Genomic DNA, 11,929 nt, shown 5'->3' on the forward strand with positions numbered 1-11,929 from the left:
TCAGCCGCTCGGGGTAAACATGAGCAACCATCTGTTTGATGCTTTCCGTGCCCGGATGCTCGCGCACGGACGCCTTTTGATGGAGGCAGAGGACGGGCGCTCGATCAGCTACGGCGATATGCTGGCGCGCTCCGCACAACTGGCGCATGCGCTGTCGCGGCTCGGCGTCGAAGCCGGCGACCGCGTCGCCGTTCAGGTCGAGAAGAGCCCGGAGGCCATTTTCCTTTACCTCGCCTGCCTGCGTGCCGGCGCGATCTTCCTGCCGCTCAACACCGCCTATACGCTGACCGAGCTCGACTATTTCTTCAGGGATGCCGAGCCACGCCTGGTCGTCTGCGACCCGGCGCGAGTGAGCGAAATCGGCGCCTTGGCGCAGGCCTCGGGCGCTGCGGTCGTGACACTCGGCAGCAAGGGCGAGGGTTCGTTGACCGATCGCGCCTCTGAGGCGGCCGTGGACTTCCACGATGTGGCGCGCGGGCCGGACGACCTTGCTGCGATCCTCTACACGTCCGGCACGACCGGCCGTTCGAAAGGCGCCATGCTCAGCCACGAAAACCTCGCCTCGAATGCGCGGGTGCTGGTCGACCTCTGGCGCTTCACCGCCGCAGACGTGCTGGTTCACGCGCTGCCGGTTTTCCACACGCATGGCCTTTTCGTCGCCACCAATGTCGTCCTGATGGCCGGCGCCTCGATGCTGTTCGAAACCAAATTCGACCCGGCCCGCATCGTCTCGCTGCTGCCGCGCGCCACCGTCCTGATGGGCGTGCCGACCTTCTACGTCCGCCTGCTGCAGCAGGACGGTTTGAACCGGCAGGCGGCGAAAAGCATCCGCCTGTTCATTTCTGGCTCGGCGCCGCTTTTGGCCGAGACGCACAGAGCCTGGCGAGAGCGCACCGGCCACGCCATTCTCGAGCGCTACGGTATGACCGAGACCAATATGAACACGTCGAACCCGTATGAGGGCGAGCGGCGAGCCGGCACGGTTGGCTTCCCCTTGCCCGGCGTCTCCCTGCGCATCGCCGATCCCGACGGCGGCGAAACACTTGCCCGGGGCGAGGTCGGCATGATCGAGGTCAAGGGCCCGAACGTCTTTTGCGGCTACTGGCGCATGCCGGAAAAGACCAGGGCCGAATTCCGTGACGATGGTTTCTTCATCACCGGCGATCTCGGGCTGATCGATGCCGACGGCTATGTCCACATCGTCGGTCGCGGCAAAGACCTGATCATTTCGGGCGGCTACAATATCTATCCGAAGGAAGTCGAGAGCGAGATCGACGCGCTGCCTGGTGTTGCCGAAAGCGCTGTCATCGGCGTTGCCCATCCGGATTTCGGCGAAGGCGTCACCGCGGTCGTGGTGCGGGCGCCGGGCTCGACCATCAGCGCCGCGGGGATCATCGAGGCTATCGCCGGGCGCCTTGCCAGGTACAAGCATCCGAAACGGGTGATCTTCGTCGACGAACTGCCGCGCAACACGATGGGCAAGGTGCAGAAGAACCTGCTGCGCGAGACCTATAAGGACCTCTATACGTCCAAAACCGGCTAAGCCGGAGGGATAGCGTTAGCTGCAAAAACTTTGGCGCCGTCGATCCAGACGCTTTTAATGTCCAGATCGTCCGACAGCGAAACGATGTTGGCGGCGGTGCCTTTGGCGAAACGCCCGAGCCGGCGCGACTGGCCGATCGCTTGCGCCGGATAGAGCGAGGCCATGCGCAAGGCTTCGTCGAGGTCGAGACCGACGACGCGGTGCACGAAGCGCACCGCGGAAATCATGTCGAGATCGGCGCCCGCCAGCGTGCCGTCGGCAAGTGTCAGCCTGCCATCCTTACGGTGGATGGTGCGGCCGTTCAGCGTAAACGAGGTCATGTCGGTACCGATCGTCGCCATCGCGTCGGTGACGAGCAGGATCTTGCCCGGCCCCTGCTTGGCGCGCAAGGCGATGGCCATGGTGGCCGGATCGACATGGATACCGTCGGCGATGATGCCGGCATAGAATGTGCCGGCATCGATTGCCGCGCCCGCCAGCCCCGGCTCGCGATTGCCGATCTGGCTCATCGCATTGAACAGATGGGTGACCACCGTTGCGCCGGCCTCGGCAAAGGCGCGAGCCGTGGCATAGCCGGTATCGGAATGGCCGATGCTGACGACAATGCCGGCCTTGCTAAGTGCCGACACCTGGCCGGGCTCGACGGATTCGGGCGCCACCGTCGTCAGCAGCACGGGCAGGTTTTTCCGTGCGGCGATCAGCATCGCCTGGTCGGGGCCTAGCATCGGCCGGATCAGGGCCGGGTCATGCGCGCCCTTGCGGGCGATCGAAAGATGCGGCCCTTCAAGATGCAGGCCCAGGAACCCTGGCACCTTCCTCCGTGCCGCCTCGGCTCCGGCCGCAACCGCCGCGGCGGTGATCTCGGACGTGTCGGTGATCAGCGTCGGCAACAGCGCCGTCGTGCCGAAGGGTGCGTGCGCCCGGCAGATGGCCTCGATCGAGGCAACGTCCGGATGGTCGTTGAGCATGACGCCGCCGCCGCCATTGACCTGCAGATCGACGAAGCCAGGCGCCAGCATGCCGCCGCCGGTCTCGATACGCGCAACATTTGATGGAATCGCGCCGGCGGCAACGATGGCCTCGACGAGGCCGTCGCGCACGACAAGCGCCGCATTGTCGTGCCAGTCGTCGCCATCGAAAATCCGGGCGCCGGTCAGGGCAAAGCGATCGCTCATAGCGTTTCCGTCACCTTGCGCAGATTGGGCGGCGTGTCGGGGTCGAGACCGCGATGGCGAGCAAAAGCCTCGACGAAACCATAGAACGACACGATCAGCGTCAGTGGATCGGTCAGCGGATGACCGGTTGCGACATGCGGCAGCGGCTGTGCGCTCCTTGCCTTGTTCGACGTCACAAAGACGGCGGCGCCCTTGCCGGCCAGGCTGTCGGCGGCATCGGCCACCGACGGTTCGGACGCATCGCGAGCAGCCAGAGCCAGCACCGGGAAGCCGGGACCGATCAGCGCCAGCGGGCCGTGCATGACCTCGGCGGCACTATAGGCTTCCGCGTGCATGGCGCAGGTTTCCTTGAATTTCAGCGCCGCCTCGTTGGCGATCGCCGCCGACGGGCCACGGCCAAGGATGAACAGCGATTTCGGCGTCTCGAGTGCCGCTGCCAGCGCCATCCAGTCGCAAGCGATCGCCTTGCGAAAATGCTCCGGCAGGCGGGCGAGTGCTGCCAGAAGTTTGTCATCGCCGGTGCTGTGCGCCATCAAGGCGAGGCCGGCGACCGCCGAATTGACGAAGGTCTTCGTCGCCGCGACGCTGAGCTCCGGTCCGGCCAAGATATCGATGGCGTAATCCGAGGCTCGCGCGAGCGGCGAATCGGCAGTGTTGGTGATGGCGACGGTCAGCGACCCGCCGGCCCGCGCCGCCTGCGCCATTGCGACGATGTCCGGGCTCTTGCCGGACTGCGAGATCGCCAGGCAGGCCGAGCCGCCCAGCTTCAGCTTGGCGCCATAGATCGAGGCGATCGACGGGCCGACCGATGCAACCGCCAGCCCGGCGGTCAGCTCCACGGCATATTTCATGAAGGTTGCGGCATGGTCGGACGAACCGCGCGCCACGGTGACGACGAAATTCGGGTCGCGCTCGCGAATGCCGCGCCCGGCCTCGGTCAGCACCGCGGCCGAGCCGTCGAGCAGGCGCGCGGTGGCCTCCGGGATCTCGTCGATCTCGCGCCGCATATGGGTAATTGTTGCGCTCATGACCGGCCCTCTTCGCCCGGCCCGCTTAGCCGGAGTTCGGCGACAAAATCATAGGCGTCGCCTCTGTAGATGGAGCGGGTGAACTCGATCACCTTGCCGCTCGCCAGATAGGAGATACGCTCGATATGCAGGCCGGCAATGCCTGGCGGCACTTCGAGCAGATGCGCATCGCCATCGCCGAGATTGGTGGCGGAAATGCGCTGCACGGCCCGCACCGGTCTGTTGCCGGTCTTTTCCAGCGCCGCGTAGAGCGACGAACCGATCGCCGCCGGATCGGGCAGCACGCTTGTTGATAGCGAGGCGCGCTCGATCGCCAGCGGCGTGTCGTTGGCGATGCGCAGGCGCGCCACGCGCGCCACCAATTCGTTCGACGCCAGGCCGAGCACCATCATCTCGTCGGGCGACGGCGGATAGAGGCCGCGGTCGAGCCAGGCTGAACGCACCGCCATGCCGCGCCGCGCCATGTCTTCGGTAAACGAGGTCAGCATCGACAGCGACTGCTCGACGCGCTCCATGCGCGGCGCAACGAAGGTACCGGAACCATGGCGCTGGACGAGGATGCCGCCCTTGACCAGGTCCTGCACCGCCTTGCGCACGGTGACGCGCGAAATGTCGGCCTTGCTGGCGATGTCGCGCTCGGAAGGCAGCGCATCGCCCGGTCCGATCAGCCCGCGTTTGACCGCATCCTCGATGCTCTTCCTCAGCTGCAGATAGAGCGGCGCGCCGCTCTGCGACGATTGTTTCAGCGCCGTGAATATCTGGTCGGCGGCCTCGCTCATCGCGCTGTTTCCGCCGTGTTTGCGAAAATCCGAACCGCCATCTGCACCGCGCCGCCCAGCGCGTCGTCGAGCGGCGGTTTCAGCAGCGCCCGGTAGCGGGCCGACAGGCGCGGCGCGTAAAGCGGCGCCAGCCCGCCGAGCAGGCAGAGCGGATCGTCGCCGCCCAGGTCGAGTACGCCAAGCGCTGCCTCGACATCGGCGACCGCCTTGTCGAGGATCCAGATAGCGACGACGTCGCCTTTTTCGGCGTGTTCGAACACCTTGGGCGCGAAGCCGCCGAAATCGCCGGGCTTGGCGTTGGTGGTGAATTCGACCACATCCTCGGGATTGTTGCGGAAGATGGCGAGCATGGCCTGCGTCAGCGGCGAGCCTTCGCGGATGCCGTCATAGGCGAGCAGCGTCTGCTCAAGCAGGTCGCGGCCGATGCGGGCGCCGCTGCCCTGGTCGCCGACCTGGAACCCCCAGCCGCCGATGGCGCGCGACTTGCCTTGTCTGCGCGCCATATAGGCGGTGCCGGTGCCGAGGATGGCCATGGCGCCGTCGCCGGAGCCGACCGCACCTTCCAGCGCGATTTCGGCGTCGGTCTCGACACGGCTGATGCGGAACGGCAGGATCGCTTCGAGCTGCTGCCTATAGGTGCCGACATTGGCGCCGGCCAGGCCGAGAACGGCCGGCGTTTGCGGGATCAGTGCGGGATCCCTGCCCGCGGCGACAAAGGCCTGCTGCGCCGCGTCGACGATGTTCGTCCTGGCGCCGGTGAGATCGGTGCGGATGTTGGCGGCGCCGCTTTTGGCGCGGCCGAGGACGCTGCCGTCGGCCGTTGCAAGGGCCGCCCTGCAGCTGGTGCCGCCGCCATCGATGCCGAGCACGAATTTCACGCGATTTCTCCTCGGGGCGGATAATACCAATAAAATACCAATAGCCAAGGGTTAATTTCCATTTCAAAAAAGTTAAGGCCTAGTTTGTTGAGAAATCAGCGGATTTCGTCTGCAGGCCTATCCCGAACGTAGGGATTTCATTAATGCGTGTGGACAAGTGGTATTTTTTTGGTATTGTTTTCTGGATTGGAGGAAAGCGGATGGCCGAAACGCGCACCGAAGCGCTTCACCACAATGCCGAGGGACTGGACATCCAGGCCCCGGACGCCATCCTTTCCTCTTTGGCCAACGCACAGATCGAGGCCGCCAAGGCCGTACGCGGCGCCATTCCTGCCATTGCCGCGGCAGCCGAAATTATCGCAACCCGGCTGAAAAGCGGCGGCAAGCTCGCCTATGCGGCCGCCGGCAGCTCGGGCCTGATGGCATTGGCCGATGCGCTGGAACTGCCGGGCACTTTCGGTATCCAGCGCGACCGCATCGCCATCCTGATCGCCGGCGGCGACGAAGCTTTCAGGACACTGGCCGGCGGGCCTGAGGATGACGTTGACGAAGCTTCGGCTGCGGTCGCCGCCGCCGGCATCGGCAATAGCGATTGCCTGATCGCCGTCTCGGCCAGCGGCTCGACACCTTACGCTGTCCGCGCGATCGAGGAAGCCAGGCGCCGCGGTGCAGCGACGATTGCCATCGCCAACAACAGGGATGCGCCGCTGCTGCGGCTGGCCGACATCGCCATCCTGCTCGAAACGCCGCCGGAGCTGATTGCCGGCTCGACGCGCATGGGCGCCGGCACCGCCCAGAAGATCGCGCTCAACATGCTGTCGACGCTGGCCGCAATCCATCTCGGCCATGTCCATAACGGCTACATGGTCAACCTCATGGCCGACAACATCAAGCTGCGCGACCGCGCCGCACGCATCGTCGCCGCCGTCAGCGGGCGCGACAAGGACGAGGCGGCGCGCCTGCTCGAAAAGAGCGGCGGCGCCGTCAAGACCGCCATTCTGCTCGCCGCCGGCGCCACCAGCGCCGACGCGGCCGAGAAGATACTGGAAGGGACCGGCCACAAGCTGCGGCCAGCCCTTTCCGCGATCGAGGGGAGCAAGGGGCGCAATGCCTCTGTTCTCATCAAAACCGAACCTGAAAAAGGTCAACAGGGAGACTGAGCATGACAACGAAGCTACTGACGGCACTTCTTCTCGGCACCAGCATTCTCGGCTCCGCCGGGGTGGCTTACGCCGACGACGTAACGCTCAACATCGAAAGCTGGCGCGGCGACGACCTTGCCATCTGGAAGGACAAGCTGATCCCGGCCTTCGAAGCCAAGAACCCGGGCATCAAGGTGGTGTTCGCGCCGTCGGCGCCAACCGAATATGACGCCGCCCTCGGCGCCAAACTCGCCGCCGGCTCGGCCGGCGACCTGATCACCTGCCGCCCGTTCGACAAGTCGCTGGAGCTCTTCAAGAAGGGCAACCTCGCCGACATCTCGACCCTGCCCGGCATGGAGAACTTTTCCGACGTCGCCAAGGCCGCCTGGCAGACCGACGACGGCAAGTCGAGTTTCTGCGTGCCGATGGCCTCCGTCATCCATGGCTTCATCTACAACAAGGACGCCTTCGACAAGCTCGGCATCAAGGTGCCGGAGACGCGCGACGAATTCTTCGCCGCGCTGGACAAGATCAAAGCCGACGGCACCTACATCCCGATGGCGATGGGCACCAAGGACCTCTGGGAAGCGGCGACCATGGGCTACCAGAACATCGGCCCGAACTACTGGAAGGGCGAGGAAGGCCGCCTGGCGCTGATCAAGGGCGAGCAGAAGCTGACCGATCCGCAGTGGGTCGAGCCCTTCAAGGAACTGGCCAGGTGGAAGGACTATCTCGGCGACGGCTTCGAGGCGCAGACCTATCCGGACAGCCAGAACCTGTTCACGCTCGGCCGCGCCGCCATCTACCCGGCCGGCTCGTGGGAGATCGGCCTGTTCAACACGCAGGCGCAGTTCAAGATGGGCGCCTTCCCGCCGCCGGTGCAGAAGGCCGGCGACACCTGCTACATCTCCGACCACACCGACATCGGCATGGGCCTCAATGCGGCCTCGAAGAACGCGGATGCGGCCAAGACCTTCCTGTCCTGGGTGGCCTCGCCGGATTTCGCCACCATCTACGCCAACGCGCTGCCGGGCTTCTTCAGCCTGAACAACACCCCGGTGAAGATGGAAGACCCGCTGGCCCAGGAATTCGTCTCCTGGCGTGGCAAGTGCAAGTCGACGATCCGCTCGACCTACCAGATCCTGTCGCGCGGCACGCCGAACCTCGAAAACGAGACGTGGGTTGAATCGGCCAACGTCATCAACGGCACCGACACGCCGGAAGCTGCCGCCAAGAAGCTGCAGGACGGCCTCGACAGCTGGTATAAGCCGGCGAAGTAAGAGCGCGGCGAAGCGTTGTCTCCCCCCTCGAGGGGGAGATGTCGCCGAAGGCGACTGAGAGGGTTGGTCGAGGCAGGCTGCGGCTTGATCGCTGCTGGAAAGCACGGTCGAAACCACGATGGCGGGCCGCCTCGCCGACCCCACCCGCCTCGCTGTGCGAGGCGCCCTCCCCTCGAGGGGGAGGGAGGCGCCGCGCCCTTTGACGGCAATTGCAAGAACCTGATCCGCGGGGACCGAACGCATGGCCGCAGCACCGAAAAGACCGTTCCGTTGGCATATCGGCGTTTTCCTGGCGCCGGCGCTGCTGGTCTATACGGCGATCATGATCCTGCCTCTGGCCGGCACGCTGCAGCTTTCCTTGTTCCGCAACATCAATCAGTCGCAGGTCTTCGTCGGACTGGAAAATTTCCGCATGCTGTTCGGTGACCCCAACTGGTCGGTCAACTTCTGGAACGCGCTCAGGAACAATGTCTGGTTCTTCATCATCCATATGCTGGTGCAGAACCCGATCGGCGTCCTTTTGGCCGCACTTCTGTCCAGCCCCAGGCTGCGGTTTTCCGCCTTCTACCGCACGGCGATCTTCGTGCCGACGATCCTGTCCTTCGTCATTGTCGGCTTCGCCTGGAAGCTGATCCTGTCGCCGCTATGGGGCGTGGCGCCGCATATGATGGACCTTGTCGGCCTGAAAAGCCTGTTCACGCCCTGGCTCGGCAAGGCACAATATGCGCTGACCGCGCTCAGCCTGATCTCGGTGTGGCAGTTCGTCGGCATCCCGATGATGCTGATCTATGCGGCACTGCTGTCCATTCCCGAAGAGGTGATCGAAGCGGCCGAATGCGACGGCATCACCGGGATGGCGCAGTTCTGGAAGATCAAGCTGCCGCTCATCCTGCCGTCGATCGGAATCATCTCGATCCTGACCTTCGTCGGCAATTTCAACGCTTTCGACCTGATCTACACCGCGCAAGGCGCGCTGGCCGGGCCGAACTATTCAACGGATATTCTCGGCACCTTCCTCTACCGCGCCTTCTTCGGTTTCCAGCTGCAGGTCGGCGATCCCAACATGGGCGCGGCGATCGCCACGATGATGTTCCTGATCATCCTCGGCGGCGTCTGCGTCTATCTGTTCCTCGTGCAGACGCGCTTGCGTCGCTACCAGTTCTGAGGCGCGACATGAGCACGGCAACCCGCTCGCTGCCCCGCACCATTGGCGCCCACGCGATCCTGTTGACCTACACCGCCATCGCGCTGTTTCCGGTCATCCTCGTCATCATGAATTCGTTCAAATCGCGCGCAGGGATTTTCGGCGCGCCGCTGACGCCGCCGACGCCAGGGACGTTCGACCTGATCGGCTACGCCACGGTGATCGGCCAGGGCGACTTCATCCACTATTTCCAGAACAGCCTTGTCGTCACCGTCGCCTCGCTGTTCTTCGTGCTTCTGTTCGGCGCCATGGCTGCGTTCGCGCTGTCGGAATACCGCTTCCGCGGCAATTCGCTGATGGGGCTCTATCTGGCGCTCGGCATCATGATCCCGATCCGCCTCGGCACCGTCGCCATCCTGCAGCTGATGGTGGCGAGCGGGCTGGTCAACACGCTGACGGCGCTGATCCTGGTCTACACGGCGCAGGGCCTGCCGCTTGCCGTCTTCATCCTGTCGGAATTCATGAAGCAGGTCTCGGACGATCTGAAGAATGCGGGCAGGATCGACGGCCTGTCCGAATACACTATCTTTTTCCGGCTGGTGCTGCCGCTGGTGCGCCCATCGATGGCGACGGTCGCGGTCTTCACCATGATCCCGATCTGGAACGATCTGTGGTTCCCGCTGATCCTGGCGCCGTCGGAGGAGACCAAGACAGTGACGCTCGGCGCCCAGCTGTTCCTCGGCCAGTTCGTCACCAACTGGAACGCCATTCTGGCGGCACTGTCACTGGCGATCATGCCGGTGCTGATCCTCTACGTCATCTTCTCGCGGCAGCTGATCCGCGGCATCACTTCGGGAGCGGTCAAGTGAGTTCGCAACAACCTCTGCGCGTCGTCGTCGCCGGTCTCGGCAATATGGGCCGCAGCCATGCGCTGGCCTACCATACCAATCCGGGCTTCGAGATCGCGGCACTGGTCAATCGCTCCGACGTGCCGTTGCCGGCCGGGCTCGCCAGTTATGGCATCAGGCGCTCCTTTGACCAGGCGCTGCGCGACGAGAGTCCTGACGTCGCCTGCATCGCAACCTATTCCGACAGCCATGCCGACTATGCGGTGAGAGCGTTCGAGGCCGGCTGCCATGTCTTCCTCGAGAAGCCGCTGGCAACCACCGTCGCCGATGCAAAGCGCGTGGTCGCGGCAGCCAAGGCCAACGGCAAAAAACTGGTGATCGGCTACATCCTGCGCCACCATCCGTCCTGGATCCGGCTGATCGCCGAGGCGCGCAAGCTCGGCGGCCCTTACGTGTTCCGAATGAACCTCAACCAGCAATCCTCCGGCCATAGCTGGGAGACGCACAAGCAGTTGATGCAGACGACGTCGCCGATCGTCGACTGCGGCGTGCATTATCTCGACGTGATGCTGCAGATCACCGACGCCAGGCCGGTCGAGGTGCGCGGCATGGGGCTGCGGCTGACCGACGAGATTGCGCCCACGATGTATAATTACGGCCACCTGCAGGTGCTGTTCGACGATGGTTCGGTCGGCTGGTACGAGGCCGGCTGGGGGCCGATGATCTCGGAGACGGCCTTCTTCGTGAAGGACGTGATCTCGCCCAATGGCTGCGTGTCGATCGTCATGAAGGAGGGCGTCAGGTCCGACGACATCGACACCCACACCAAGACCTCGACCATCCGCCTGCACAGTGCGGCGACCGGCGCGGACGGCAAGTTCGCCAAACCGGACGAGATGCTGTTGATGGAGGGCGAGCCTGGCCATCAGGATCTTTGCGACCTGGAACAGGCGTTTGTGCTGAAGGCGGTTCGCGAGGATCTCGACTTGACCCGTCACATGGACGACGCGGTGAAGTCGCTCGCCGTCTGCCTTGCCGCCGACGAGAGCGTGCGCAGCGGCCTCGCCGTGAAACTCTAGAACAGGGACGAAGCCGTGGGCTCGCTGAACATCGAGAATGTCAAAAAGGCCTTCGGGCCGGTAGAGGTGCTGAAGGGCATCAACCTCGAGGTGACGGATGGCGAGTTCGTCGTCTTCGTCGGTCCATCCGGCTGTGGAAAGTCGACGCTGCTCAGGGTCATTGCCGGGCTGGAGGACTCGACCTCGGGCCGCGTGGTGATCGACGGGGCGGACGTCTCCGCCACGCCGCCCGCCAAACGCGGCATCGCCATGGTGTTCCAAACCTATGCGCTCTATCCGCATCTGACGGTGAAGAACAACATGGGTCTCGGCCTCAAGCAGGCGGGCACGCCGGCGGCCGAGATCGACCGCCGCATCGGCATCGCCTCTTCGATGCTGTCGCTGGAGCCCTACCTAGAGAGGCGGCCGGCCGAGCTTTCCGGCGGTCAGCGCCAGCGCGTCGCCATCGGCCGCGCCGTGGTGCGCGAGCCCAAGCTTTTTCTGTTCGACGAGCCCCTGTCCAACCTCGATGCCGCGCTGCGCGTCAACACCAGGCTGGAGATCGCCCAGCTGCACCGTCGGCTGAAGGCCACGATGATCTATGTCACCCACGACCAGGTCGAGGCGATGACACTGGCCGACAAGATCGTCGTGCTGAACGCGGGAAAGATCGAGCAGATCGGCGGACCGATGGAGCTTTACAATTCGCCGGCAAATGAATTCGTCGCCGGCTTCATCGGCTCACCGAAGATGAACTTCGTCGACGGGGCCAGGCTTGGCGAGACGGCCAAGACCATCGGTGTCCGTCCCGAGCACCTGACCGTCGATGCGAAATCCGGTGCCTGGAAAGGCACGGTTGTCCATGCCGAGCATCTTGGCGCCGACACCAATCTCTATCTCGACTGCGAGAAGGCTGGCTTGATCACCGTGCGCATTTTTGGCGTCTATAACGCCGAACCTGGTGCCACGCTCTACGCGACGCCGGATCCGGCGAAGACGTACCGGTTTGGGGCCGATGGGAGGGTGCTGAAGTAGCTGCTCTTTTTCCTTCTCC

At 64.4% G+C, this 11,929-nt stretch carries 11 protein-coding genes; 7 read left to right on the top strand and 4 right to left on the bottom strand.

The features are described 5' to 3' along the window. The first annotated feature begins 19 nt into the window (after positions 1 to 19). Positions 20 to 1,543 carry a malonate--CoA ligase gene (locus NKH83_RS08165; protein ID WP_352476901.1) on the top strand — a complete coding sequence of 508 codons (1,524 nt, stop codon included), beginning with the start codon at positions 20 to 22 and terminating at the stop codon, positions 1,541 to 1,543. On the opposite strand, the gene nagA is transcribed toward NKH83_RS08165, so the two are convergent. From nagA to NKH83_RS08185, 4 genes are read right to left on the bottom strand one after another with little or no spacing between them, the layout of a single operon-like run. Beyond that, positions 1,540 to 2,718: an N-acetylglucosamine-6-phosphate deacetylase gene (nagA, locus tag NKH83_RS08170; protein ID WP_352803151.1), complete on the bottom strand. Its 1,179-nt coding sequence runs from the start codon at positions 2,716 to 2,718 to the stop codon at positions 1,540 to 1,542. The genes NKH83_RS08165 and nagA overlap by 4 nt on opposite strands. Further along, on the bottom strand, positions 2,715 to 3,746 hold the full coding sequence (locus NKH83_RS08175) for an SIS domain-containing protein (RefSeq protein WP_352476903.1): 1,032 nt from the start codon (positions 3,744 to 3,746) through the stop codon (positions 2,715 to 2,717). The genes nagA and NKH83_RS08175 overlap by 4 nt, the downstream gene beginning before the upstream one ends. Beyond that, the gene (locus NKH83_RS08180; RefSeq protein ID WP_254815733.1) at positions 3,743 to 4,525 is read right to left on the bottom strand and encodes a GntR family transcriptional regulator; all 783 of its coding nucleotides are present in this window, start codon (positions 4,523 to 4,525) and stop codon (positions 3,743 to 3,745) included. Before NKH83_RS08180 ends, NKH83_RS08175 begins: the two co-directional genes overlap by 4 nt. Continuing rightward, positions 4,522 to 5,403, bottom strand: a complete 882-nt coding sequence (locus tag NKH83_RS08185; RefSeq protein WP_352476905.1) for a glucosamine kinase nucleotide-binding domain-containing protein — start codon at positions 5,401 to 5,403, stop codon at positions 4,522 to 4,524. Before NKH83_RS08185 ends, NKH83_RS08180 begins: the two co-directional genes overlap by 4 nt. 200 nt (positions 5,404 to 5,603) lie before the next feature. On the opposite strand from NKH83_RS08185, the gene NKH83_RS08190 reads away from it, so the two are divergent. The 6 genes from NKH83_RS08190 to NKH83_RS08215 all read left to right on the top strand — a co-directional run bounded on the left by NKH83_RS08190 (position 5,604) and on the right by NKH83_RS08215 (position 11,910). Continuing rightward, a complete protein-coding gene (locus NKH83_RS08190; RefSeq protein WP_352803156.1) occupies positions 5,604 to 6,563 on the top strand; it encodes an N-acetylmuramic acid 6-phosphate etherase in 960 nt (319 codons plus the stop codon). A gap of 2 nt (positions 6,564 to 6,565) precedes the next feature. After that, positions 6,566 to 7,825, top strand: a complete 1,260-nt coding sequence (locus tag NKH83_RS08195; RefSeq protein WP_352476907.1) for an ABC transporter substrate-binding protein — start codon at positions 6,566 to 6,568, stop codon at positions 7,823 to 7,825. A gap of 241 nt (positions 7,826 to 8,066) precedes the next feature. Beyond that, positions 8,067 to 8,990 carry a carbohydrate ABC transporter permease gene (locus NKH83_RS08200; RefSeq protein ID WP_023718922.1) on the top strand — a complete coding sequence of 308 codons (924 nt, stop codon included), beginning with the start codon at positions 8,067 to 8,069 and terminating at the stop codon, positions 8,988 to 8,990. Positions 8,991 to 8,998: 8 nt separating this feature from the next. Then, positions 8,999 to 9,838 (top strand): carbohydrate ABC transporter permease, encoded by an 840-nt coding sequence (locus tag NKH83_RS08205; RefSeq protein ID WP_254815738.1) that lies wholly within the window; start codon positions 8,999 to 9,001, stop codon positions 9,836 to 9,838. Then, positions 9,835 to 10,896 carry a Gfo/Idh/MocA family protein gene (locus NKH83_RS08210; RefSeq protein WP_352476908.1) on the top strand — a complete coding sequence of 354 codons (1,062 nt, stop codon included), beginning with the start codon at positions 9,835 to 9,837 and terminating at the stop codon, positions 10,894 to 10,896. Before NKH83_RS08205 ends, NKH83_RS08210 begins: the two co-directional genes overlap by 4 nt. 15 nt (positions 10,897 to 10,911) lie before the next feature. Continuing rightward, positions 10,912 to 11,910, top strand: a complete 999-nt coding sequence (locus tag NKH83_RS08215; protein ID WP_352476910.1) for an ABC transporter ATP-binding protein — start codon at positions 10,912 to 10,914, stop codon at positions 11,908 to 11,910. Positions 11,911 to 11,929: the final 19 nt, after the last annotated feature.

The sequence above is a fragment of the Mesorhizobium sp. M0909 genome (assembly GCF_040319515.1).
Taxonomy (GTDB): domain Bacteria; phylum Pseudomonadota; class Alphaproteobacteria; order Rhizobiales; family Rhizobiaceae; genus Mesorhizobium.

Coding starts and splice junctions, on each gene's coding strand:
- NKH83_RS08175 (WP_352476903.1), bottom strand. CDS start 3,746: ATGAGCGCAACAATTACCCATATGCGGCGCGAGATCGACGAGATCCCG.
- NKH83_RS08180 (WP_254815733.1), bottom strand. CDS start 4,525: ATGAGCGAGGCCGCCGACCAGATATTCACGGCGCTGAAACAATCGTCG.
- NKH83_RS08200 (WP_023718922.1), top strand. CDS start 8,067: ATGGCCGCAGCACCGAAAAGACCGTTCCGTTGGCATATCGGCGTTTTC.
- NKH83_RS08195 (WP_352476907.1), top strand. CDS start 6,566: ATGACAACGAAGCTACTGACGGCACTTCTTCTCGGCACCAGCATTCTC.
- NKH83_RS08190 (WP_352803156.1), top strand. CDS start 5,604: ATGGCCGAAACGCGCACCGAAGCGCTTCACCACAATGCCGAGGGACTG.
- nagA (WP_352803151.1), bottom strand. CDS start 2,718: ATGAGCGATCGCTTTGCCCTGACCGGCGCCCGGATTTTCGATGGCGAC.
- NKH83_RS08205 (WP_254815738.1), top strand. CDS start 8,999: ATGAGCACGGCAACCCGCTCGCTGCCCCGCACCATTGGCGCCCACGCG.
- NKH83_RS08165 (WP_352476901.1), top strand. CDS start 20: ATGAGCAACCATCTGTTTGATGCTTTCCGTGCCCGGATGCTCGCGCAC.